Below are 24,290 nucleotides of genomic sequence, written 5' to 3' on the forward strand. Positions count from 1 at the left end.
AAGGTTTTCGCAACGTAGGAGCGGGCTGATGGAGTGTCAAGAGAGCTCGGAGAGGCCCGAGTTGGCGGTCCGTGCGGTTCAGGACAGTGGGGCTGTGGTGCCCCGGATCGCCACCCGGCAGGGGAGTGCCTCGATGCCGGAGTGCGTCGCACCGTCTATCGCGCCGAACAACGCCTGCGCCGCCGCCCGGCCGACCTGCTCCAGGTTCATGTCGACGCTGGTGAGCAGCGGGCGGGAACCGGAGGTGAGGACCTGCCAGTTGTCGAAGCCCATGACCGCCACGTCGTCCGGCACCCGGTGGCCACGCTCGCGCAGCACGTCCATGACGCCCCGGGCGATCTGATCGCTGCCGCACAGCACGGCGTCCACGTCCGGATGCCGGTCCAGCAACAGTGCCGTGGCCGCCCGCCCCCACCCCTCCGACCAGGCCCCGAACCGTGGCTCGCCGACCGGGACGACACCGGCGTCGGCGAGCGCGGCCCGCGCGCCCTCGACCCGGTCGTGCGCGGCGGCGTAGCCGGGATCCCCGGTGATGTGGGCGATCCTGGTGCGGCCGCAGGCCAGCAGGTGATGCACCGCCATCCGGCCCGCGTCGACGTTGTCCGGGACGATGGACAGGTCCGCCGGGTCGTCCGACGGCGCATACGCGTAGACGACGGGAACGGCCAGGTCGCGGCCGAGTGAGGGCCGGGGGTCGGTCCGGCTGCCCACCACGATGAGGCCGTCCACCCGACGCCCGAGCAGCGCGCGGACATGGTGCTGCTCGCGGATCGCGTCCCCCCGGGCGTCGCACAGGAACACCGCCACCTCGCCCGCCCCGAAGGCGTCCTCGGCGCCCATCAGTATCGGGATGCTGAACCGGCCCTCCAGATCGCTGGTGAGCAGACCCACCGTCCCCGTCCGCCCGGCGAGCAGACCGCGGGCCAGCTGGTTGGGGCGGAACGACAGTCGCTCCGCGGCCTCGATCACCCGCTGCCGGGTCTCGGCGCGCACCTGGCTGCGTCCGTTGAGGGCCTTCGAGGCGGTGGCGACCGACACCCCCGCCAACCGGGCGACGTCGCTGAGGGTGGTGGTGTGCGAACGAGCGGGGCCGGGGGCTGGTGTCATGCGTGTCTCCTGTCTCGCATCACGTCCGTAAACCGTACGCGAGAACTTTCGGCATGCACCTGAAACTCCGTTCGTACGCGAGGGATTGACGGGCTTTCAGCTCGGCTCTAGCTTGGCGAAAGCCTTTTCGGCCTGTTTCTTCCCGGTGTTCGTCGCGGAGGGAGATCGTCATGGGGAGCCCCACCGGATCGCACGGACGTGGCCGCCGCCTCGTCACGGCCGCGGTCCTTCTCACCAGCCTGGGACTGGCCACGGCATGCGGGTCGGGCGACGGCGATTCGGACGACGGAGACGGCGGGGGAGGGGTCGCCGCGAACGCCACCGGCGTCGACGACGGCGCCGAGCTGACGATGTGGACACGTGCGGCGACCCGCCCGCAGAGCGAGGCCCTCGTCAAGGCGTACAACGCGAGCCACAAGAACCGGATCAAACTCACCGTCATCCCCACCGACGACTACCAGGCCAAGGTCGGTGCCGCCGCCGGCTCCCGCGACCTGCCGGACCTGTTCGCCTCGGACGTCGTGTTCGTGCCCAACTACACCAGCAGCCGGCTCTTCGCCGACATCACCGCCCGCATCGACGCCCTGCCCTTCGCCGACGACCTGGCCCAGTCGCACATCAAGGCCGGCACGTACGAGGACAAGAAGTACGTCGTGCCGCACACCCTCGATCTGTCGGTGCTCTTCTACAACAAGGACCTCTACCGCAAGGCGAAGCTCGACCCCGCGAAGCCGCCCACCACCCTGGTGGAGTGGGACGAGCAGGCCCGCGCCGTCGACAAGCTCGGCGGTGGCGTCAACGGCACGTTCTTCGGCGGCAATTGCGGCGGCTGCGGTGTCTTCACCTGGTGGCCGTCCATCTGGGCCGCCGGGGACGAGGTGATGAACGCGGACGGCACCGCGGCGACGCTCGACTCCGCCACCGCGAAGAAGGTCTACGACACCTACCGCGGCTGGGTCGACGACGACATCGTGGCCCCCGGCGCCCGCGACGAGACGGGCGCCACCTGGACCGGACTGTTCCCGAAGGGACAGATCGGCGTGATGCCGATGCCGTCGACCACCCTCGGCCTGATGCCGAAGAACCTCGACCTCGGGGTCGCGCCCATCCCCGGTCCCGACGGCGGCAAGGCCACCTTCGTCGGCGGTGACGCCATCGGTATCTCCGCCACCAGCAAGTCGGCCGACCAGGCCTGGAACTTCCTCGCCTGGTCCGTGGGCGACAAGGCACAGGTCGACGTGGTCGCCGCGCACAAGGACGTGGTGGCGCGCACCGACCTCGCGTCCAACAAGTACTCGGACGCGGACCCGCGCCTGGTCACCATCAACGAGCTCGTGGCGGACGGCCACACCCCGTACGCGCTGAAGTTCGGCCAGACCTTCAACGACCCCAACGGGCCCTGGCTGACCATGATGCGCAACGCCGTCTTCGGCGACGGGAGTTCCGTCGACAAGGACAACGACGAGGTGAGCGCCTCACTGGCGGACTGAGCCCACCGAGCCGACCGACAGGAGAGCCATGCAGGTGAAGGCGCCCGACCGAGCGGCGGCCGAACACCGGGTCCGGCCCCCACGTCCGGCACGCCGACCCCGTACAGCCAAGTCCCTGTGGCGCTCCCGCACGGTCCAGGGACTCGGATACGCGGCTCCCACGGCCGTGTTCGTCGCCGTCTTCTTCATGTGGCCCCTGCTCCTGGTCGGCCGGATGTCCCTGAACGACTGGCCGCTCCTCGCGGGCGACCAGGGCCGCAACGCCCCCGAGAACTACACCGACATCACCGACAGCCCCCTGTTCTGGCCCGCCGTCCGCTTCACCCTCCTGTACACCGTGATCGTCACGGTCGTCCTCCTCGGACTCGCGCTCCTCCTGGCCCTCCTGGTCCAGGAGTCACGCCCCGGCGCCGGCTTCTTCCGCACCGTCTACTTCCTGCCCGGCGCCCTCGGACTGGCCTCCGCCTCCCTGCTGTTCTGGGGCCTGTACAGCCCGACCACCGGACCGATCAGCAGCACCCTCGAACACCTCGGCCTGGTCGACGAACCGGTGTCCTTCCTCGGCACCTCGACCAACGCCCTGCTGTCGACGGTGTTCCTGGTGGTCTGGAAGTTCGCCGGGTTCTACATGCTGATCCTGCTCGTGGGTCTGCAACGCATCCCTCACGAGCTGTACGAGGCGGCCCGCATGGACGGCGCGAGCCGCGGCCAGATCTTCCGCCGCATCACCCTGCCGCTGCTGCGCCCGTCGCTCGCCCTGTCCCTCCTCCTCTGTGTGACCGGATCGCTGCTCGCCTTCGACCAGTTCTTCGTCCTCACCAAGGGCGGCCCGGACAACAGCACGGTCACCATCGTGCAGTTGATCTACCGCGAGGCGTTCCAGCGGCTCGACCTCGGCACCGCGGCGGCGCTGTCGATCATCGTGTTGGGAGCACTGGTGCTGCTCAACGTCCTGCAGTTCCGCGGCCTGCACCGCGCCGACGAGTCGTAGGAAGGGGGACCCGCCATGCCCAACCGCGCCCAAGTCCTCGGCCGGACGCCGTACTTCGTCGTCGCCGGAGGACTGGCCGTCATCTTCCTGTTCCCCCTGGTATGGAACGGCTGGGCCTCGGTCAGTGAACAGCCGGGCACCGCACAGGACTCCGGCTACGGCTTCGGCAACTACCGCACCCTGCTCGACTACGACGCCGGCCTGTGGCAGTACCTCCTCAACAGCACCGTCGTCTCGGCGCTCACCGTGGCCCTGACCCTCGGGGTGTCCCTGCTCGGCGGCTACGCCTTCGCCCGCTTCCGGTTCCCGGGCAAGAACCTGCTGTTCCTGCTGACCCTGGCCATCCTCATGGTCCCGTACGCCACGCTCCTCATCCCGCTCTACGTGCTGCTCGGCAGGCTCCATCTGCAGAACTCGCTGATCGGGCTGAGCCTGGTACTGGCCATGTTCCAGCTGCCGTTCGCCACCTTCATGATGCGGATCTCCTTCGAGGCGGTACCGCGCGAACTGGAGGAGTCGGCCCTCGTCGACGGCTGCGGCCCGGCGGGCGCACTGCGCCGGATCCTGCTCCCGGCGGTGCGGCCGGGGCTGATCACCGTGGGACTGTTCGCCTTCCTCGCCGCCTGGAACGACTTCATCGCACCCCTGATCCTCATCTCCGACAGTGAGAAGGCGCCCCTGCCGCTGGTCGTGGCCAATCTGCGGCAACAGAGCATGGGCGCGGTCGACTACGGCGCCACCGAGGCGGGCGTGGTGGTGCTCGCGGTGCCCTGCCTCCTCGTCTTCCTGCTGCTGCAACGGCATTACGTGCGCGGATTCATGTCGGGTGCCCTGAAAGGATGATGCGTTGAAGTCGAACAGGAGCACAGATCCTGTCGCACCGGTGGCACCGAGCCGTGGTCGTCTACGGCCACTCGGCCTCGACGAGGTCAAGATCACCGGCGGCTTCTGGGCCCGGCGCCGGGAGGTCAACACCACCGCCACCATCGAGCACTGCCGCGACTGGATGGAGCGCGTCGGTTGGCTCGCAAACTTCCGCGTCCCCGTGACGGCCCGGCGCGGAAGGGAGTTCGCCGACTCCGAGGTCTACAAGCTGCTCGAAGCCATGAGCTGGGCAGGCACCGAGTTCGACACGATCACCGAGGCGATAGCCTCCGCCCAGGAACCCGACGGTTATCTCAACACCAACTTCGGCCGCCCCGGCCAGCAGCCCCGCTACAGCGACCTCGCATGGGGCCACGAGCTGTACTGCTACGGGCACTTGATCCAGGCGGGCGTGGCCCAGGCCCGGGCGCGCGGCGAGGGCGAGCTGACGCAGATCGCCCGCCGCGCCGCCGACCATGTGTGCGCCCTCTTCGACGCCAAAGGCACCCCGGGTGTCTGCGGGCATCCGGAGATCGAGACGGCCCTGGTCGAACTGGCCCGGCTCACCGGCGAGCAGCGCTACCTCGACCAGGCCGCGCTGTTCATCGACCGCAGGGGCCAAGGTGCCCTCGGCGACGGCGAGTTCGGCCGCGCCTACTACCAGGACGACATGCCCGTGCGGAAGGCGACCGTTCTGCGCGGCCATGCCGTCCGCGCCCTCTACCTCGCCGCCGGTGCCGTCGACGTGGCCGTGGAGACCGGGGACGAGGACCTGCTCGCCGCCGTCGTACGGCAGTGGGAGACCGCGGTCGCCCGGCGCACCTATCTGACCGGCGGCATGGGCTCGCACCACCGCGACGAGTCCTTCGGCGACGACTTCGTCCTCCCGCCCGACCGCGCCTACTCCGAGACCTGTGCGGGCGTCGCCTCCGTCATGCTCAGCTGGCGTCTTCTCCTCGCCACCGGCGAGCCCCGCTTCGCCGACCTGGCCGAGCGGACCCTGTTCAACGTGGTCGCGACCTGCCCGGCCGAGGACGGCCGGTCCTTCTTCTACTCCAACACCCTGCACCGGCGCCGCCGCGGCACCGCGCCCGCGGCCGACGTCCAGATCCCGCGCGCCGAGTCGAGCCTGCGCGCACCCTGGTTCGCGGTGTCCTGCTGCCCGCCCAACGTGGCACGGACCCTGGCCCTGCTGCCCGGATACCTGGCGACGACCGACGACCTCGGCCTCCAGCTCCACCAGTACGCCGACGCCGAGATCACCACGGGCGGCATCGCGCTGCGGATCCGTACCGACTACCCCTCGGACGGACGCGTGACCGTACGCGTCGCCCGGTCGCCCGACCACCCGTGGACCCTGTCGCTGCGCGTCCCGGCATGGGCTCAGGGCGCCACCGCATGGCTCGTCGACCCGGACGGGGGCCGCCGTGCGGTCGCCCCGGGCACGGCCGAGGTGACGCGTGTCTTCCGGCCCGGCGACGAGACAGTCCTCGAACTGCCCCTGCGACCTCGCTGGCTCGGGGCCGACCCGCGCGTCGACGCGATACGCGGCACCGCGGCCGTCCAGCGCGGACCGCTGGTGTACTGCGCCGAGTCCGTGGACCTGCCGCACGGCCACGAGGTCGACGCGCTGCGCGTGGATCCGTCCGCCCCGCCGGAGGGGAGGGCGGACGGATCCGTCGTGGTCGCGGGCGAGATCAGCGCTCCGGGGGACCGACCGTGGCCGTACCCGCCGTTCGAGGCCCCGCCGACGGCCGGCGACCGCACGGGCATCGTCCTGGTCCCCTATCACTCCTGGGCGAACCGGGGACCCTCGACGATGCGAGTGTGGTTGCCGACCGTGGACTCAGCGTCGTAGGAGCGTGAGGCGGTACGTCGTCGTCCGTGACCGGTCCTCGCTGGTGACGGTGACCACCGCGCGCCCACCGCTCCGCTCGACGTCGACCGTCGCGTAGGGGTCGCGGGCCGTCGCCGTGACCAGGGCGTGGTGCGGATCGGCGGTCCGGACCCGGTAGTCGGTCGTGCCGGGGGCGAAGTCCGCGACCGGGACGCCGGCCACCTCGATCGACGCGGCGGCCGCGTCCTTGGAGACGCCGGAGGCCTTGGCGTACACCTCGACCTCGCTCATCGTGATGTAGCCGCCGGACCGGGCGGTCATGACCAGCCGCACCCCGGTCGCCGGGCCCGCCTCGATGGGCACGTCGACCACCGGCGTGCCCTCGGTCCCGACCGTGATCTCCTCGCTCGCGTCGATCCAGGTGTCGTCCGTCGCGCGGCGCACCTGTGCCTTGAGGCTCGCCGGGAAGGAGACGCTGCTCCCGTCCCGGTAGAAGTGCGCCACGACCCGGTCCAGGTCGCGCGTCGTCGGGAGGGCGAAGGTGATCGTGTCGGACGGGTTCTTGGTGCCGGACCGCCAGTTGGACCAGCCCTTGTCGGAGGTGTCGCCGTTGCGCAGGCGCTCGGCGGAGTAGCCGCTCTCGGTGTACGTGGCCGCGACCGAGACGCCGGCGTCGGAGGCGATGTCGCTCTGCGTCGCCTCGGTGACCTGCACGCGTACCGACGCGCCGACCGTGCTGCCGTCCACCACTCGTGCGCTGCCGCGCAGTGTCACCACGCCGGCCTCGGCGAACGCGCCCTCGGGGGCCGCGTCCCAGGTCACTGAAAGGTCGGTGCGGCCGCCGTGCGCGCCGACGCCGACGACCGTGTCCGGCAGGCCGGGACTGCCGCCGACGTAGGTCTTGGCGCGGCCGGGCACCGTCGAGGCGATGGTGTCGACGGTGACGACCGCCTTGGCGCGGATCTCCCGACCGAGCGGATCGGTCGCCGTGCCCTTGACCCGTACCGTGCCCGGACCGGCCCACGCGTCGTGCGACGGCGGGTCCCAGACGACCGGCAGCGCGCCACGGGCGCCGTTTCGGTAGACCGGCGTCACCGTCTCCGGGAGCGCCGGTGTCCGGCCGGGCACGGTGAACACCTCGGCCTTCTCGGTGCGCAGTACGGTCTCGTCGCTCACCGTCCAGCGCTGGTTCGCCGCCGAGGTCGGGGTGTACGTCGACACCTTGGCGCCGTCCGCCGACGACTGTCCGCCGACGTCGAGCAGCCGGCCGGTGGCGGCGTTGACGAACGTCCACGTGTCGTCGCCGGTCGTCGACAGGATCCACTGCGCGGCGTCGCTGTCCGACGGATCCTCCAGGACGGCCTGGTTCTCGCGTACGGCGAGCTGCTTGCCGCTGGTGGCACTGGTGAGGGCGTAGCGCTCGCGATGGTCGGTCCCGGGCGTCAACCGGCGTACGGACCAGAGCTGTCGGGCGTTGCTCGCGTCGTCCGTGCGGATGACGACGCCGGTGCCGTCGTCCGAGGGGGCGAGCGACTTGCCGCTCTGTGTGCCCTTGAGCCGGTAGACATGGCCGGGCTGGACGAGCGCGGCGTCCTTCGCGACGCCGCTGACGCCCTTGACGAGGAAGCTGGTGACCGACTTCGCGGGGACGGTGAGGGTGGCCGACCGGTCGGTGACGCGGACCGGGGCGCCCTGGACGAGGGCGCCGTCCGTGCTGGTCACCACGGGGGTGACGGTGGCGCCTCGGGTGACCTTGCCGAAGCGGGACAGGTCGAGGGTCACGGAACGGGCGGTCGTGCCGCCGTTGACGTGCACCACGGTCGCGGAGCGACCGGACCTGGCGACGGCGGCGACGCTGGAGGTGTCGTCGACCTTCACGAAGCGGTCGCCGGGGCGGATGTAGTGGGTGAAGTTCCGGATGGTGTGGAACTTCGAGTTGGCCTGGATCGGGCAGCTCTCCAGGGTGTCCTCGGCCGTGCAGTTGAACGGGACATGGATGCTGCCCCAGTTCTTGCCGGCGGCGGCCTGCGGGAGGGAGTCCTCGATGGGCTGCCAGAACACCCAGGCGGAGGGCTCCAGTTCACGCATGTCGTCGACCATGCGGGTGGCGATGCCGAGGCCCGGCTCCATGCTGGTGAAGTCGGTGCCGGTGCCCCAGGTGCCCTCGACCTCGCTCATCCACAGCTTCTTGTCCGCGCCCTTGGCGATGTCGCGGGCGCTGGTGCGCTGGCCGGTGCCGTAGGTGTGCACGTTGAGCTGGTCGACGGCGGCCCGGGCCTCGGCGGTGTAGGCGTTCCAGTTCGTCGTGAAGATGCCGGGGTTGGTCTCGTCCATGGCGGAGACCTCGGCCTTGGTCGTGGCGCCATCGAGGGCCTTGTCCAGGGCGAGGATCACCTTCTGCTGGAGGGCGGGCCCGGCGTGCGCGCCTTCCTGCCGGCCGCCTGTGGGCCGGCCGTCGGCGCCCAACTGGGTGCCCCAGTAGGAGGTGTTGGGTTCGTTGAGCGGGTCGATGGTGTCGAAGGTGATGCCGTGTTCCTTCTCCATCTCCTCGGACACACGGACGAGGTAGGCGGCGAAGTCGTCGACGCGGTCGGCGCGGATCTGGTCGGCGCCGGAGTCGAAGCCGCCGGACACGTACCCGCTGACCGTCTGGAACCAGGGCGGCGAGTTGCTGAAGGCCTCCCACTTGGTGACCTTGTCCTTGACCTGGTCCACCCACCACCGCTGGTTCGCGTCGGCGTTCCAGTCCCAGTGGTCCGCGTTGTCCGGGTCCCACCAGTCCATGTCCTTCTGGGTGGTGCCCTCGGGCGCCTTCCAGAAGCCCTCCATGGTCGCGCCCGCTTTCATGTAGTCCTTGCGGACGTCAGGGGCGTTGCCGCCACCGATGTTGTAGCGCGCGATGTTGAGGGCCAGCCCGTCCTCGCCGAACAGCATGTCGACGAGCTGTCTTCGGATCGGCTCCGGATAGCCGCCCGTGGCGTTGGCGAACCAGACGAGACTCGTCCCCCAGCCCTCGAACTCCTGCTGCTGGTACGACGGATCGACCCGTACCGTCACCGAGCTGAGGGGAGCTGTGTCCGCGGCGGTGGCGGGGACGGCGGTGACGAGTCCCGCGGCGAGTGTGAGGGGGATGGCCGGCGTCAAGACCCGGACGATGCGGCGTCGGCTGGACACGGAGCTCCCTTCCGGAGCACGGAGAGGCACAAGCACGGAGAAGCACAGAATCAACCAGAAGCGATCAGGCTCAAGGCATGCTCATCGACGAAAATGAACACGTCAAGACACTGCGCACGCCGAACACTCATCAGGTCAAGCGTCCCGGACTATTGACTCGTAACTCGCCAGTAGCGATCCTCGTCGAACAGATTGCGCCGGTCATGACAAAACCATGGGGCGCCGACCGAGGGGCGTGGTATCGACCATGACTCGATGTTCGTATCGCAGACGCAAAGACGTGACCATCGTGTCGCTGCTCCTCTTCGTCCTGGCCATCGCCCTCGGCCCCACGCCGAGTTCGGCGGCCGCGAGCGACTGGTGGAACCCGAGCGCGCGTCCCACGCCGGACTCCCAGATCAACGTCACCGGTGAGCCGTTCACCGGCACCAACTCCGCAGGCGAGGTACGCGGGTTCGTCGACGCGCACAACCACCTGTTCTCCAACGAGGCCTTCGGCGGCCGGCTGATCTGCGGCAAGGTCTTCTCCACCGCGGGCGTCGCCGACGCGCTCAAGGACTGCCCCGAGCACTACCCGGACGGCACGCTCGCGATCTTCGACTACATCACCCACGGCGGCGACGGCAAGCACGACCCGGTCGGCTGGCCGACGTTCAAGGACTGGCCGGCGTATGACTCGATGACCCATCAGGCCAACTACTACGCCTGGATCGAGCGCGCCTGGCGCGGCGGGCAGCGGGTGCTCGTCAACGACCTCGTCACCAACGGCGTGATCTGCTCCGTCTACCCGTTCAAGGACCGCAGTTGTGACGAGATGACCTCGATCAGGCTGCAGGCCAAGCTGACCTACCAGCTCCAGGACTACGTCGACGCGATGCACGGAGGCCCGGGCAAGGGCTGGTTCCGGATCGTCACCGACACCGCGCAGGCCCGCCAGGTCATCCAGCAGGGCAAACTCGCCGTGGTCCTGGGCGTCGAGACCTCCGAGCCGTTCGGCTGCAAACAGATCCTCGACATCGCGCAATGCAGCAAGGCGGACATCGACAAGGGGCTCGACGAGCTCTACGACCTCGGTGTGCGCAGCATGTTCCTGTGCCACAAGTTCGACAACGCCCTGTGCGGCGTCCGCTTCGACGAGGGCGGCCTCGGAACGGCCATCAACGTGGGCCAGTTCCTGTCGACCGGCACCTTCTGGAAGACCGAGAAGTGCACGGGCCCCCAGCACGACAACCCCATCGGAACGGCCGCGTCCGAGGCGGAGGCGGATCTGCCGGCGGGCACCGAGGTCCCGGAGTACGACGAAAACGCCCAGTGCAACGTCCGCGGGCTCACCGACCTCGGTGAGTACGCCGTCCAGGGCATGATGAAACGCAAGATGATGCTCGAGATCGACCACATGAGCGTCAAGGCGACCGGCCAGGTCCTCGACATGTTCGAGGCCGCCTCCTACCCCGGCGTGCTCTCCTCGCACAGCTGGATGGACCTCAACTGGACCGAGCGGGTCTACTCCGTCGGCGGTTTCGTCGCCCAGTACATGCACGGCTCCGAGGGCTTCAGCACGGAGGCGAAGCGGACCGACGCGCTGCGTGCCAAGTACGACGTGGGCTACGGCTACGGCACCGACTTCAACGGCATCGGCGACCATCCCGCCCCGCGCGGCGCCGACGCCACGAACAAGGTGACGTACCCCTTCAAGAGTGTCGACGGCGGCTCCGTCATCGACAAGCAGACCGTCGGCTCGCGCACCTTCGACTTCAACACGGACGGCGGCGCCAACGTCGGTCTGATCCCGGACTGGATCGAGGACATCCGGCGCGTCGGCGGCCAGGGCGTCGTCGACGACCTGTTCCGCGGTGCGGAGTCCTACCTCGACACCTGGGGCGCCTCCGAGCAGCACCAGGCCGGCGTCAACCTGGCCAAGGGCCGTACCGCGACGGCGAGTTCGTCCGAATCCAACCCGTTCACCAGCTACCAGCCGGGGCGGGCCGTGGACGGCGACGGCGACAGCCGCTGGGCCAGTGACTGGAGCGACGACCAGTGGTGGCAGGTCGACCTCGGCGCCACCAACCTGGTCTCGCGCGTCACGCTCGACTGGGAGCGCGCGTACGGGAAGTCGTATCGCATCGAACTCTCCACGGACGGCACCAACTGGCAGACCGCCTGGTCCACCACCTCCGGCGACGGCGGCCTGGACACGGCCAAGTTCACCGGCACACCGGCCCGTTACGTCCGTGTCCACGGCCTCGACCGCGGCACCGACTGGGGATACTCGCTCCACGAGGTCGGCGTGAACAGCGCCTGACGAGCACGGGGGAGCCGCACATGGCACGCATGCCGTCGACCGAACGGCGTCGGCAACTGACGGAAGCGGCGATCAGGGCGATGGCCCGGGACGGCGTGGCCAAGACCACGACCCGGTCCATCGCCGCCGAGGCGGGCGTCTCCCTGAGCGTCTTCCACTACTGCTTCGATTCCAAGCAGGAACTGATCGAGTCCGTCATCACCACCATCACCGACCACTACGTGACCATCGTGAAGGAGGCACTCAAGCCCCGGGACACCCTCGAGGAGACCGTCCGGGCCGGCTTCCAGGCGTACTGGGACCATGTGCGCGCACACCCCGACGAGCACATGCTGACCTACGAACTCACCCAGTACGCCCTGCGCGAGCCGGGGTTCGAGCAGCTGGCGCGGCGGCAGTACGAACTGTACGGGGAGCTCTACACCGAGCTCATCGAGCAGCTGAGCCAGACCATCGACTTCCGACTCCGGGTGCCCGTCCCCGCGTTGGCCCGCTATCTGGCCGCCATGACCGACGGGCTCACCCTCAACTACCTGGTACTCGGCGACGAGGGGGCCTGGACCGACATCCTCGGCACCGTCACCGCCCATATCGCGGGACTGGTGACGGCTGACGGCTAAGCGGGTCGGGTGAGGTCCGCTACGGTTCGGCAGCGCCCTGAAGGGGCGCGGGGCCGTATCACTATGCGGCTCCGCCGCGGGGCGCGACCAGCCACGACGGCGCCGCGGACGGCCGACGGTTCCCGCGGAGCGCTTAGGCCTTGAGCGGGTTGGACCTCGCGGCGGCCAGCAGGTACCAGGCGGTGGCGCCGGTGTGCCGGTACGGGTAGTAGCCGAACCCGAAACCGGTGTCGAGCGGGCTGCTCGCCGACACGACCCCGGACCTGGCGGCCACTGCCCTGCCGCCGAAGGTCTGGTCGGCGCCCAGCAGATCCTGGGCCCGCTCGATGGAGGCGATCAGGCGCCGGGCGCGCTTCTCGTCCCCGGAGTCCTGGCGATGGCGCAGGGCGAGCGCCAGATGGGCCGTGCCCTCGAACCACACTCCGTTGCGGTCCGGCCTGGGCTGGCCGTCGGCGATCGGGGCGCCCTCGTTCGCCAGCAGGCTCGCGGAGCTGAAGGTGACGCCTTCGTACGACTGGCCCGCGGGGACCGTGCTGTTGGGGCGCTCGGGCGTGTCCAGAACGGCCAGTTCGGTGGCGCCCCAGTCCAACGAGCGGCCGTACACACGGGAGTTGAGGGCGAGGTGTGTCCAGGTCTGGGTGTCCTCGGGGATCGGCGACCTGTTGATCGTCACGCCGTCGTTGGTGCCGGTGTAGAAGAAGCCCCCGCCCGGCTCCCACATCTTCTTGACGAACGCCCCGGCGACCGCACGCCGTTCCCGCCACACCCGGTCCCCGGTGAGCCGGGCGAGCTGGCCGAACAGGCCGATGAGGTCGGTGTTGTGCTCGGTCGAGGTGAACGGCAGCTTCTTGTTCGCCCCGTCGACCCCGAACTTGAAACCGCCGAGCGGTTCGTCGGTGCGCCCGACGCGCTCGATCCACTCGCCGATCCGCACGGCACCGGCGAGGAAGCGGCGCTCCCCGGTCCGCCGGGCCAGCGCGGCGAGGGCGATGCCGGCCCAGGCCATGTCGCCCACGGCGGTGCCCGTGAAGCCGAACTGCCAACCCATGTTGGCCTTCCCGTCCGTCCGCACGAACCCGTCGGGCTGGAGGGTGCCGTCGTAGAAGGTGTACGGCCCCACGTTGTAGGCCTGACGGAGTCGGCCGTCGTCGTGGTCGGGATCGTTGGCCTGTGCGTAGAGAAGCGCGTCGCCGAGCGCTGTCGCGCGGGATCTGCCGCCCTCGGTGTCGCAGGCCAGGTTCGCCAGGATCGCGAGCGCGTTGTCGTAGGTGAACGCCGTGCTGAACAGGCCTGCCTGATCGGTGTAGCTCTGGGCGAGGCGGATCGTGCCGTGGTCCGGGTAGGCGTCCATGGCGGCGGCGAGGAAGGCCTGGGCGCGGCTCCGGGCGGAGGCGGTGGCCCTGTCCGCCGCGCGCGCGGTGCCCGAACCGGCGGCGAGGAGGACCGCGGCACCGAGTCCGGTTCCGATGAGTGCGCGGCGATTGAACGCGGGGCGGCCTTGGCTGCCGGTCATGGGTCTCCTCGAATCGAAGGGGCGGACGCGTTTGAGAGCGCTCTCAGGAGTGCGCGCTCATTCTGCTGTCGCCTCAGGTCCCGGTCAACGGCTGGGAGGGTTGGAGCAGTTGGGACGTCAGCTCCGGGGGCCGTCGCTGTTCGGGGGACGGGAAGCTCCCGGCGCCAGGGGATCGGGGGGTTGGACGGCCGGCGGGCCGGCCGCACCGGAGCGGAGCCGCTCGAAGACGAGGTCGAAGGTGAAGCCCGCGGTGAAACCGAGCGGGATGGTGAAGAACAGCAGACGGCGTACGTCCAGGTCGTCGAGGAGAGCGGGGACGGTCAGCAGCTGGGAGGCGAAGTAGAGAAGGACGGAGACCAGCCCGGCACCCAGACCCCGCACCGCGGCCCGCCCCCAACGCATATCGCTCTCGAAGGAGTTGCGGAGGATGGCCCCCGCGGCGGAGGCCACCAGCGGTGCGCCCACCAGGACCAGCAGATCCAGGGCGCCCGCCTGCCGTGACTGCTCGGCCGTCACCAGCGCCGCGAGAGAGGCCAGCATGCACACGGCTGCCACCGTGAGCCCCCGGGCCGAACGCCGAGCGGCCGTACGCTCGCCCTGCGCGCGCTCCGCGATGTTCCGCAGCCTGCGCTCACGCTGGCGCAGGAGACAGGCGATCAGCCGCGCGGCGGACACCGAGGACCAGTTGTCGCCCATAAGGCGGATGTCCGAGTCGTCCGCGTCGTTGCGGACCTTGTCGAAGTTGATCCACACCTGGCCGGCGCCGCCGCCGAACGCCGCCACCGACACCAGCGGCAGACGCTGCGCCAGGGCGATGATCCCGGCCACTCGGGTGGACTGGCCCCCGCCCATGAGCAGCACACCGTCGCAGGTCAGAAGGGTGTGGTAGAAGGCCACCTCCCACTCGCCGCTGCTGTCGCGGAGGATCTCCATACGGACGTGGGCATCCGGCGGCAGAGCGAAGTCGACATCGCTGTGGCGTGGCGGGAAGGCCGCCACCCGGCCTGGCTCCGCCTCGGTGCAGGCGTCCGCGTATCCGGCCACGACGTCCGTCTCGATGTACTCGGGGCTGCTGGAGAAGACGGCCAGATCGCAGCAGGCCCGTGCGAGTTCCCTGCCCAGCTGCCGGCAGGCCTCGGGAGCGAGATCGGCGGACCTGAGGGGATGGGTGAAGGAGCGGTGGGGGTCGGTGCTGCCGACGACGGCTATGAGCGGACGCGCGGAGTGCGGCGAAGTCATGTACCAGTCTAGGCAGTTGGCCGCTGTTCTCCTCGACCGGTTCTGCTCGGTTTCACCGGATTTCTTGGCGTTCGGGGTGTAGCCGGGGGCGTGCGGGGGGATAGGTGAGCCGACGGTGGGGAGAAGTGATGGCGGGCGTCAGCCGAATACCGGCCTACTTCAGTCACAGCTACTGGGCCGAGGACCGCGAGCTGAACGAGCACTTCTGGAAACTCTTCTGGGACGAGGGCTTCACCTTCGCGGTCGACCCCAAGACGAACCCCCTGTCTCCCACCCATCTCGAACTGATGATGGATCAGAGTGCCTGCTTCGTGGGTGTGGTGACGCATCGTCAGGAAGAGCGCTGGTACCGCGCCTCGCCCTTCATGGTGTACGAACACGACTTGGCCCTACAGGCCAGGAAGCCAAGGCTCGTGTTCATGGAGTCAGGGGTGTCGGCGGGCTTCTTCCCGGCCGCCGACGAGGAGCGCGTGGCGTTCAACCGCCGTCAACTGCCGGACGCGGACAGGGTGAAGTCCGCCATCGGACGCCTGGCCGGGCGGAGCGGGCCGGCCGATGACGCCACCCGAGGCCTCCTCGGCACGGTCGGACTGATCCTGCCCGACGACTCCGCCTACCGCGCCGCCGAACCGCACATACGGCGGGCGGTCGAGGACGTCGGATACCGAGCTCGCCTGATCAGCCTGGAGTTCCGGGACTCGTTCGAGTTCCTGCTCGCCGTCGACGAATGCGACTTCATCGTGGTCGACGTCGCCTCCCCGTTCGCGGAGCCCTGGGTCTTCCCCCAGCTCAGTGGACGCTTCAGGCCTACGCTCAAGCTCATCCACGAACCTCCCGACGGCCGCTACCGACCGCAGCCGTCGAAACTGCTGAGCGGAGAGGCCCTGAGGGCGGCCGAACCGGCGGACCGCATCGCCGTCCACTGGAGTGACCCGGAGGAACTCGCGGACCGGTTAAGGGACTTGGTGGCCCGGTTCTACCAGCCACGGCTGGAGTTCGAGACCTACGACGAAGGTGTCGGATACTTCCACAGCCTCGGGCGGGCACAGGGCAGCGTCTTCCTGAGCAACGCCCGCGGCGACGACTCGCTCGCCCAACGAGTCGGCCGCAGCCTCGAACTGCACAACCTCTCGTACTTCCACTACCTGCGCCGCAACACCATCGAACTCGGCGCGGACTGGCGCAGCCAGCTGTACGCGAACGTCGCCGCGTGCCGGCTGTTCCTGCCGCTCATCAGCCAGCACTACTGGGCAAGCGAATACTGCCGGGAGGAGTACAACATCGCCGAACGGCTGCGCGCCGACGGCCGGTTGGTCATTCTGCCCTACTTCCTGGGGCCGGGCGTGGCACGGCAGGTCACCTTCCAGGGGCGTGCCATCGGTCACCTCTCCCAGGACGAACAGGTCGCGGTCATCAGCGATGACGTGGACAACGAGTTCGTCGAGCGCCGCAGACTGGAGGAACGCGGCGTCACGCCGGGGGAGTCGGCTGCCGCGCCCGGACGCCGGTGCGACATCGCGATCGTCACGCTGCTGCCCGAGGCCCACGACGCACTGCGCCGGCATCTGGAGACCTCCGGCTCGCTCACCGGGACCGAGCGGCACGGCACCGGATGCGAGTGGATCCGTACCAGCATCGAAGCGGTGGGCCGCAGCAGCGCTTACGAGGTGGTCGTGGCACAGCCCTGCGGCGGCCCGGACGGGGTCGCCAACGCCCTCGCCGCCACGATCGAGGAGCACCAGCCCGAGACGGTCGTCTTCCTCGGAGCCTGCTGCGGCATCGCGCCCGACCTCGTGCCGGGCGACGTGGTGATCTCCAACCGGTTGCACGGCTACGCGTACGACGAGCTGGAACAGGCCTGTCTGCCGCGGACCGACCGCAGTCACCTGGCGCACGAGGGGGTGGCCGCGCTCGGCGACAGCATGCGCCTCAACTACACGTACTGGACCGAGAGGATCTTCGAGCGGCCGCCCGGCGGCCCCCGCAGCGACAGCCCGCGTGTCGTGGTCGGCCCCGTCGCCTCGGGCGACGCCCCCGTCGACGGCAGCGGGGACCCGGCCCTGCGTCCGGTGCTGGTGGCCTGGCCCGGGCTCGCGGCCGTCGAGCTCGGCGGTGCGAACGCGGCACGTGCCGTCACCCAGGCCCGCAGGGCGGGCCGGACCCAGGTGTCGTTCTCCATGGTGTGCGCGGTGGCCGCAACCGCGACCGACGGCATCTCCGTCAACTCGGCCCGCCCGGAACAGGAGAAGCCCTGGAAGCAGTACGCGGCCGACGTCGCCGCCACCCTGATCGTGGAAGCGATCCGGTTGGCCTGGCCCAGCCCGCCCAGGAGAGCAGGATGATGCGACGGGCCGGGCGGCAGCCCTGGACGCCCCCACCCACCGGCACCGCGGACGTGAAGGTTCCCGACAGCCTGCACGCCCTGATCGAGATCCTCGCGGAGGAGGCCCACGACAACTGGGCCCGCCAGCGTCTGTCCGAGGGCTGGCGGTACGGCCGCCGTCTGAGCCGTCGCGGGAAGACCCACCCGTTGCTGGTCCCGTACCGCGAACTGACCCATGAGCAGCAGGAGGCGGACCGGGTGGTCGCCATGGGCTCGGTGAAGGTGATCCTCCGACACGGCTACACGCTCCAGGAGCCCGCCGGCCGCTGAAAGGGGTGCTCCATGGCGACGATCGCGGTGACCGGGCACATCGACCTCACGGCGGAGACCTCCGTCCTGGTGCGCGCGGCCCTGGACCAACTCCTGCGGCGCCACGCCGGCGACGGAGAGCTGGTCGGGGTCTCCTGTCTCGCCAGGGGTGCCGACTGCGTGTTCGCGGAGGCCGTGCTCGCCGCCGGCGGACGGCTCGCCGTCGTCATCCCCTCCCAGGACTACCGCCGCACGCGGGTGCGGCCCGACCACGCCCCCGTGTTCGACCACCTGGTCGAGGCTGCCGAGGACGTCGTCGTCCTGCCGATCGAGACCGCCGGCCGACAGGCCTACGAGGCGGCGAACAGCGTTCTCGTCGAACGCGCCGACCGGCTCGTCGCCGTATGGGACGGCACTGCGCCCACCGGCAGAGGCGGCGGCACCGCCGACACGGTGCTCGAGGCCCGGGCGGCGGGCGTCCCCGTCGACGTGGTGTGGCCCGACGGGGCCGCCCGCACCCGCCAGGAGCGCCGCGAGGGCGCCGCCGACGGGGATGCCGGGATCAGACCGCCGTCGCCGGGAAGGTCGGGTACTCCACCCCGGAGACGTGCTGGACGACCCGGATGACCTGGCAGGAGTAGCCGAACTCGTTGTCGTACCAGAGGTAGAGGATCGCGTTGTCGCCGTCGACCTTGGTGGCGCCGGCATCGACGATCGAGGCGTGGCGGGAGCCGACGAAGTCCATGGAGACGGCGTCGGGGGCCGTGGTGAAGTCGATCTGGCGCTTCAGCGGCGAGTTCAGGGAGACGTCCCGGAGGTAGTCGAGGACCTCCTCGCGGCTGGTCTCACGGCCCAGGCGCAGGCTGAGGATCGCGATCGACACGTCCGGCACGGGCACCCGGATCGAGCTGCCGGTGATCGGCGCCTTCAGGTCGGGCAGCGCCTTGGCGACGGCCGAGGCGGCACCCGTCTCGGTGATCACCATGTTGAGCGGCGCCGAGCGGCCGCGACGGTCGGCCTTGTGGTAATTGTCCAGCAGGTTCTGGTCGTTGGTGAACGAGTGCACCGTCTCCACGTGGCCGCGCAGCACACCGTACTCGTCGGCCATGGCCTTGAGCGGTGGCACGATCGCGTTGGTGGTGCAGGACGCGCAGGACAGGATCTGCTCGTCCGGCTTCACGCTGTCGTGGTTGACGCCGTGCACGATGTTCGGGACGTCGCCCTTGCCCGGCGCGGTCAGGACGACCTTGTCGATGCCGGGGCGCAGGTGCTTGGACAGGCCCTCGCGGTCACGCCACTTGCCGGTGTTGTCGATGAGGATGGCGTTCTTGATGCCGTGCGCCGTGTAGTCGACCTCGGACGGGTCGTTCGCGTAGATGACCTTGATCGCGTTGCCGTTGGCGGTGATCGTGTCGGTGGCCTCGTCGACGGTGATCGTGCCCTGGAACTGGCCGTGGATCGAGTCGCGGCGCAGCAGCGAGGCCCGCTTCACGAGATCCTCGGAGGCCCGCCCGCCGCCCCCGCGGACGACGATGGCGCGCAGCCGCAGTCCGTTGCCGGAGCCCGACTTCTCGATCAGCAGGCGGGCGACGAGCCGGCCGATGCGGCCGAAGCCGTACAGGACGACGTCACGGCCCTCGCCGCGCTCGATCTTGTTGGCGCCGGTGGCGCCGGCGACGGCCTCGGCGGTGAACGCCTCGACCGACAGACCGCGGTCGTCGGCGCGGTAGGTCGCGGCGAGCATGCCGATGTCGATCTGGGACGGGCCCAGGTCGAGGGTGGTGAGTGCCTGCAGGAAGGGCAGCGTCTCGGTGACCGACAGCTCTTCGCCGGCGATCTGCCGGGCGAAGCGGTGGGTCTTGAGGATGCTGACCACCGACTTGTTCACCAGGGAGCGGCTGTGCAGCAGAACGGTGACGTCCCGCTCGCGGTGCAGCTTCCCGATGATCGGGATCATCGACTCCGCGATCTCCTCGCGAGTCTTCCAATTGGTGAACGAGTCCTCATTGACAGTCACAGATCTATCTCTCAGTCGAGCTAGGCGGCGCTCATATGCTAACCCTATGGGTGTTTGGTCCCTCGAACGGGGTGGGGCACGGGGCCTCGCGAGCCGCTATCGAGACGACCCGGCCTCCCGCACGTATCTGCGGGCAAGGGGCCGCTCGCTCCGGGACCACGCCATCGATGCAAGGGACGGACCTCATGAACGCAAGCGCAGCCATCGGCGTCACCGGACTGGGCGTGATGGGCCGCAACCTGGCGCGGAACTTTGCCCGCCACGGGGTCGCCGTCGCCGTCCACAACCGGTCCGAAGGCCGCACCCGCGCGCTCGTCGAGGAGTTCGTCGACGAGGGCAGGTTCGTCGCGGCCGAGTCACCCGAGGAGTTCGTCGCGGCGCTCGAACGCCCGCGCCGGCTGATCATCATGGTGCAGGCGGGGGCCGCCACCGACGCGGTCGTCGAGGAGTTCGCCCCGCTCCTGGAGCCCGGCGACATGATCGTCGACGGCGGCAACGCCCACTTCGCCGACACCCGGCGCCGCGAGGCCGCCCTGCGCGCACGCGGCATCCACTTCGTCGGTACCGGCATCTCCGGGGGCGAGGAGGGCGCGCTGCACGGCCCGTCGATCATGGTGGGCGGCTCGGAGGAGTCGTACCGCCTGCTCGGCCCGCTGTTCGAGACCATCAGTGCCAAGGTCGAGGGCGAGCCGTGCGCCGCCCACATCGGCACCGACGGCGCCGGGCACTTCGTGAAGATGGTCCACAACGGCATCGAGTACGCCGACATGCAGCTCATCGCCGAGGCCTACGACCTGCTGCGCCAGGTCGCCGGATACACCCCGGCCGAGATCGCGGGCGTCTTCCGCCGGTGGAACGAGGGCCGGCTCGGCTCCTACCTCATCGAGATCACCGCCGAGGTCCTCGCCCACACCGACCCGGCCACCGGCGCGCCCTTCGTCGACATCGTCGCCGACGCCGCCGGACAGAAGGGCACCGGCCGCTGGACCGTACAGACCGCCCTCGACCTGGCCTCCCCGGTCACCGCCGTCGCCCAGGCCACCTTCGCCCGCGCCGCCTCCGGCCAGAGCGAACTGCGCGCCGCCTACCGGGGGCTGCCCGGCGGCACCACGCCCCCGCTCAGCCGCACCGAGGCCGAGCGCTTCACCTCACAGGTGGAGCAGGCGCTGTACGCCTCGAAGGTCGTCGCCTACGACCAGGGCTGGACGATGATCCAGGACGCGGCCGCCGAGTACGGCTGGAAGATCGACCTGGGCTCGGTCGCCCGGATCTGGCGCGGCGGCTGCATCATCCGCGCCTCCTTCCTCGACCGCATCCGTGCCGCCTACGCCGCCGACCAGGATCTGGTGAGCCTGCTCGGCGAGATGGAGTTCGCCATGGAGATCACCGACGCGCAGGTGCCCTGGCGCGAGACGGTGGCCTCCGCGGCCCGCCGCGGCATTCCCGTGCCCGCGATCTCCGCCGCCCTCGCCCACTACGACACCCTGCGCGCCGACCGCCTCCCCGCCGCGCTGCTCCAGGGTCAGCGGGACTACTTCGGCGCCCACACCTACCGGCGCACGGACCGGCCCGGCACCTTCCACACCCACTGGGCGGCGGCGGGCAGGCCGGAGACGTCGGAGTGACGGTGAGGCTCGGGCGCCCGGTCGCGCGGCGGGCGTGACCTGGCGCGCGGTGCTCGCGAAGGGAGGCCGCGGGCCGCTCACCGGCCCGCCGCATCCCGGCCGAGTCCGCGTGCCCGCTGTGGTGTTTGAAAGGTCAAACGGCAGCCCGTTAGGCTGTGACCATGTCCACGACGCCACGCTGGCTCAACGCCGAGGAACGACGGGCCTGGCTGGCCTACATCGACTTCTCCACGCTGCTCAACGACCATCTGAACCGCCAGCTGCGGCGTGACGCAGGCATGACGCACGCCGACTACAGCCTGCTGGCCCAGCTCTCCTTGGCACCCGACCACGCCCTCGGCATGTCCGAGCTCGCCCAGCGTCTCAAGATCACCCGCAGCCGGCTCACCCATGCCGTGAACCGGCTGCGCGAGGCCGGTCTCGTGGACCGGCGCGAGGATCCGGCCGACGGGCGCGGACAGCTCGCGGTGCTGACGGACAGGGGACAGGCCTTGCTTCAGGAGATCGCGCCCGGCCATGTGGAGGCCGTGCGCCGGGCCGTCTTCGACGCGCTCACCCCTGAGCAGGTGCGTCAGCTCACGGAGATCGGCGAAGCGGTGAGTGACGCCTTGCACCGGGCGGAGGCCGCGGAGACGGACCCGACGGTGCTGCCCTGGCGTCGCCGGTAGGCGCTCAAGCCGCGGACCGCCCCGCCCACTTGGCCAGGACCGACCGCCGGGCACACGCAACCTCACACCCCTCCACGCCCTCCTATCAGGCACACACAGGCCGTCCACAAGGAGTGCGCGTTGGCAGAGCTGTCCCGCCGCAGATTCATGGTCTACACACTCGCCGCGTCCACCCTCACCGTCGCCGCACCTCTCGGCTGCGACGCCTCGGAGGCGGAAGGAGCCACGCGCCCGCGCTCCGACACCGTCGTGACCGGCACCGACGACGAGATGCTCGTCCTGGAGGTCACGCGGGAGAACAAGGTCGTCGTAAGGCTGCCGCGCGTCGAGGTCGGCCAGGGCGTCACCACCGCGGTCGCCATGATGATCGCCGAGGAGCTCGACGCCCGACTCGTCGACGTCGACATCCCCCTCGCCGATGCCCGCAGCCGGGGCAACCAGTTCACCGGCGGCTCCAGCTCGGTGAGTTCGCTCTACGACCCCGCCCGCAACCTCGCCGCCACGGCACGCGCCCGCCTGATCACCGCGGCGGCCCAGCGCTGGCGCCTGCCCCCGCGGGTGCTGCGTACCCGGGACACCATGGTCGTCGCCCCGGACGGACGCAGGGCCACCTTCGGATCGCTGACCGAGACCGCCGCACGGATACGCCGGCCGCGCGTGTCCAGCAAGCCCAAGCCGGCGTCCCGGCACCGGGTGATCGGGAAGCCGACGACGCGGATCGACGCGCGGGACATCGTCACCGGCCGGGCCCGGTACACCGGGGATCTGACGGCCGCCGGGGCGAAGCCGACCGTGGTGGCCCGGCCGCCCACGCTCGGCGGGAAGATCGTCTCGGTCGACGACCGCGCGGCCCGTGCCCTGCCCGGGGTCCTCGAAGTCGTCGGAGTTCCCGGGGGAGTCGCCGTCGTCGCGGACTCCTTCCACCACGCCTTCAAGGCCCGGGACGCCCTGAAGATCACCTGGAAGGCGGGGCCGCTCGCCGGGGTGTCCGACACCCAGATCCGCTCCCGGCTCAAGGCCGCCGTCCCCGCGCTCGGCAGTCCGCCGCGCGGATCGACGCAGATCGAGGCCCGGTTCGAGTTCGCGTTCGTCAGCCACGCCCCGATGGAGGTGCTGACCGCCGTCGCCGACGTACGGGCCCACCGCGCCGAGATCTGGTTCTCCTCCCAGACGCCCATGGAGGCACGCGAGAGCATCGCCGAGGCGGTCGGGTTGCCCGGGTCCGCGGTCAAGGTCCATGTGATCCGGGGAGGGGGCTCGTTCGGACGCCGGCTGAACTACGACGCGGCGATCGAGGCGGCCCTCGTCTCCAAGGCGGCGGGCCGCCCGGTGAAGCTGATGTGGAGCCGCGCCGACGACATCCGGCACGGCCGGATGCGCCCGGCCTCCCAGCACCGTATCCGGGCCAGCCACGCCCAGGGCAGAGTCGTGGCCTTCGCCCACGCGACAGCCTCGGTGAGCGAGTCGTACAGCGGGATCACCACCGCCTCCTTCCGCGCCGCCGCCCCACTGCCCAGCGACAGCGGCCTCTACAACTTCGGGAAGCTGTCCGGGGATTCGGGCTCGGTCGAGCTGGCCGCGATACCCCTCGGCGCCTGGCGTTCCGTGGACTCCGGGACGGTGCGGACGGCCGAGGAGATCGTCGTCGACGAAATCGCCCGGGGCCTGGCCGAGGACCCGGTCGCCTTCCGTCGTACGACACTCAGGAGCAAGGCCGTCAAGGCCGTGCTCGACAAGGTCGCGAAGGCCGGACACTGGGGCCGCACCATGCCCGCGGGGCAGGCCCAGGGGGTGGCCGTCCACGAGGAGTACGGGTCCTGTGTGGCCTGCCTGGTCGAGATCGACGCCGCCGATCCGAAGAACCCCCGGGTGACCAAGGTGGTGATGGCCGCCGACGTCGGCACGGCCGTCAACCCGCGCGGCCTGGAGGCACAGCTCATGGGCACGGCCATCGACGGCATCTCCACGGTCCTGCGGGCCGGCCTCCACATCGACCAGGGCGCCGTCCGCGAGGACAGCTACGCCGACTTCCGCTACGCCCGTCAGCGGCACGCCCCGCTCCACTTCGAGGCGCACATCCTGCCCACGGGCGGGGAGCCGGGCGGGGCGGGCGAACTCGGTGTCCCGGCGGCGGCCGGCGCCGTCGCGAACGCGTACGCCCGCGCGACCGGTACCAAGCCCCGCCGCTTCCCGATCGACTTCTGAGAAGGT

Annotated in this window: 17 protein-coding genes and 1 pseudogene; 13 read left to right on the top strand and 5 right to left on the bottom strand. The window is 70.3% G+C overall.

All coding sequences use genetic code 11. The features are described 5' to 3' along the window. Window positions 1–78: 78 nt before the first annotated feature. The gene (locus TN53_RS30780) at window positions 79–1,107 is read right to left on the bottom strand and encodes a LacI family DNA-binding transcriptional regulator (protein WP_046262004.1); all 1,029 of its coding nucleotides are present in this window, start codon (window positions 1,105–1,107) and stop codon (window positions 79–81) included. Between the two features lie 170 nt (window positions 1,108–1,277). Between TN53_RS30780 and TN53_RS30785 the strand changes: the two genes are divergently transcribed. Genes TN53_RS30785 through TN53_RS30800 form a run of 4 tightly spaced genes read left to right on the top strand, consistent with a single transcriptional unit; the run spans window position 1,278 to window position 6,310 of the window. Beyond that, a complete protein-coding gene (locus TN53_RS30785; RefSeq protein WP_046262005.1) occupies window positions 1,278–2,597 on the top strand; it encodes an ABC transporter substrate-binding protein in 1,320 nt (439 codons plus the stop codon). A gap of 28 nt (window positions 2,598–2,625) precedes the next feature. Further along, the gene (locus TN53_RS30790) at window positions 2,626–3,588 is read left to right on the top strand and encodes a carbohydrate ABC transporter permease (protein WP_046262006.1); all 963 of its coding nucleotides are present in this window, start codon (window positions 2,626–2,628) and stop codon (window positions 3,586–3,588) included. Between the two features lie 15 nt (window positions 3,589–3,603). Further along, the gene (locus TN53_RS30795; protein WP_046262007.1) at window positions 3,604–4,431 is read left to right on the top strand and encodes a carbohydrate ABC transporter permease; all 828 of its coding nucleotides are present in this window, start codon (window positions 3,604–3,606) and stop codon (window positions 4,429–4,431) included. Window positions 4,432–4,471: 40 nt separating this feature from the next. Further along, the gene (locus TN53_RS30800; RefSeq protein WP_234441737.1) at window positions 4,472–6,310 is read left to right on the top strand and encodes a glycoside hydrolase family 127 protein; all 1,839 of its coding nucleotides are present in this window, start codon (window positions 4,472–4,474) and stop codon (window positions 6,308–6,310) included. On the opposite strand, the gene TN53_RS30805 is transcribed toward TN53_RS30800, so the two are convergent. After that, window positions 6,299–9,433, bottom strand: a complete 3,135-nt coding sequence (locus TN53_RS30805; RefSeq protein ID WP_234441738.1) for a glycoside hydrolase — start codon at window positions 9,431–9,433, stop codon at window positions 6,299–6,301. The two genes, TN53_RS30800 and TN53_RS30805, sit on opposite strands and share 12 nt — an antisense overlap. Window positions 9,434–9,540: 107 nt before the next feature. On the opposite strand from TN53_RS30805, the gene TN53_RS47495 reads away from it, so the two are divergent. From TN53_RS47495 to TN53_RS30815, 3 genes are read left to right on the top strand one after another with little or no spacing between them, the layout of a single operon-like run. Next, window positions 9,541–9,714: a hypothetical protein gene (locus tag TN53_RS47495; RefSeq protein ID WP_159038219.1), complete on the top strand. Its 174-nt coding sequence runs from the start codon at window positions 9,541–9,543 to the stop codon at window positions 9,712–9,714. Beyond that, entirely contained in the window at window positions 9,711–11,765 is a 2,055-nt protein-coding gene (locus TN53_RS30810) for a discoidin domain-containing protein (RefSeq protein ID WP_046262009.1), read from the top strand. Before TN53_RS47495 ends, TN53_RS30810 begins: the two co-directional genes overlap by 4 nt. Window positions 11,766–11,785: 20 nt before the next feature. Beyond that, window positions 11,786–12,385, top strand: coding sequence for a TetR/AcrR family transcriptional regulator (locus TN53_RS30815; RefSeq protein WP_046262010.1), 600 nt, complete (start codon window positions 11,786–11,788; stop codon window positions 12,383–12,385). 133 nt (window positions 12,386–12,518) lie between these two features. Here TN53_RS30815 and TN53_RS30820 read toward each other — a convergent pair whose 3' ends face one another. Together TN53_RS30820 and TN53_RS30825 are read right to left on the bottom strand one after the other, a co-directional pair. Next, on the bottom strand, window positions 12,519–13,898 hold the full coding sequence (locus TN53_RS30820) for a hypothetical protein (RefSeq protein ID WP_046262011.1): 1,380 nt from the start codon (window positions 13,896–13,898) through the stop codon (window positions 12,519–12,521). Window positions 13,899–14,015: 117 nt separating this feature from the next. Then, a complete protein-coding gene (locus tag TN53_RS30825; RefSeq protein WP_046262012.1) occupies window positions 14,016–15,137 on the bottom strand; it encodes a hypothetical protein in 1,122 nt (373 codons plus the stop codon). Between the two features lie 128 nt (window positions 15,138–15,265). Between TN53_RS30825 and TN53_RS30830 the strand changes: the two genes are divergently transcribed. The 3 genes and pseudogenes from TN53_RS30830 to TN53_RS30840 form a co-directional block, all read left to right on the top strand. After that, a complete protein-coding gene (locus tag TN53_RS30830) occupies window positions 15,266–17,479 on the top strand; it encodes a TIR domain-containing protein (RefSeq protein WP_046262013.1) in 2,214 nt (737 codons plus the stop codon). Next, window positions 17,476–17,790: a RyR domain-containing protein gene (locus tag TN53_RS30835; RefSeq protein WP_052745337.1), complete on the top strand. Its 315-nt coding sequence runs from the start codon at window positions 17,476–17,478 to the stop codon at window positions 17,788–17,790. The genes TN53_RS30830 and TN53_RS30835 overlap by 4 nt, the downstream gene beginning before the upstream one ends. 12 nt (window positions 17,791–17,802) lie before the next feature. Beyond that, window positions 17,803–18,285: pseudogene (locus TN53_RS30840) on the top strand (hypothetical protein); the annotation flags it as partial. Between the two features lie 46 nt (window positions 18,286–18,331). On the opposite strand, the gene TN53_RS30845 reads toward TN53_RS30840, so the two are convergent. After that, window positions 18,332–19,786 carry a glyceraldehyde-3-phosphate dehydrogenase gene (locus tag TN53_RS30845; protein WP_046262014.1) on the bottom strand — a complete coding sequence of 485 codons (1,455 nt, stop codon included), beginning with the start codon at window positions 19,784–19,786 and terminating at the stop codon, window positions 18,332–18,334. Window positions 19,787–19,971: 185 nt separating this feature from the next. Between TN53_RS30845 and gndA the strand changes: the two genes are divergently transcribed. The 3 genes from gndA (at window position 19,972) to TN53_RS30860 (ending at window position 24,284) form a co-directional block, all read left to right on the top strand. After that, window positions 19,972–21,411, top strand: a complete 1,440-nt coding sequence (gene gndA / locus TN53_RS30850) for an NADP-dependent phosphogluconate dehydrogenase (RefSeq protein ID WP_046262015.1) — start codon at window positions 19,972–19,974, stop codon at window positions 21,409–21,411. A gap of 161 nt (window positions 21,412–21,572) precedes the next feature. Then, window positions 21,573–22,079 carry a MarR family winged helix-turn-helix transcriptional regulator gene (locus TN53_RS30855; RefSeq protein WP_046262062.1) on the top strand — a complete coding sequence of 169 codons (507 nt, stop codon included), beginning with the start codon at window positions 21,573–21,575 and terminating at the stop codon, window positions 22,077–22,079. 147 nt (window positions 22,080–22,226) lie between these two features. Beyond that, a complete protein-coding gene (locus TN53_RS30860) occupies window positions 22,227–24,284 on the top strand; it encodes a xanthine dehydrogenase family protein molybdopterin-binding subunit (protein WP_046262016.1) in 2,058 nt (685 codons plus the stop codon). The last annotated feature ends 6 nt before the right edge of the window (window positions 24,285–24,290 follow it).

The organism is Streptomyces sp. WM6386 (genome assembly GCF_000972385.1).
Lineage (GTDB): Bacteria > Actinomycetota > Actinomycetes > Streptomycetales > Streptomycetaceae > Streptomyces.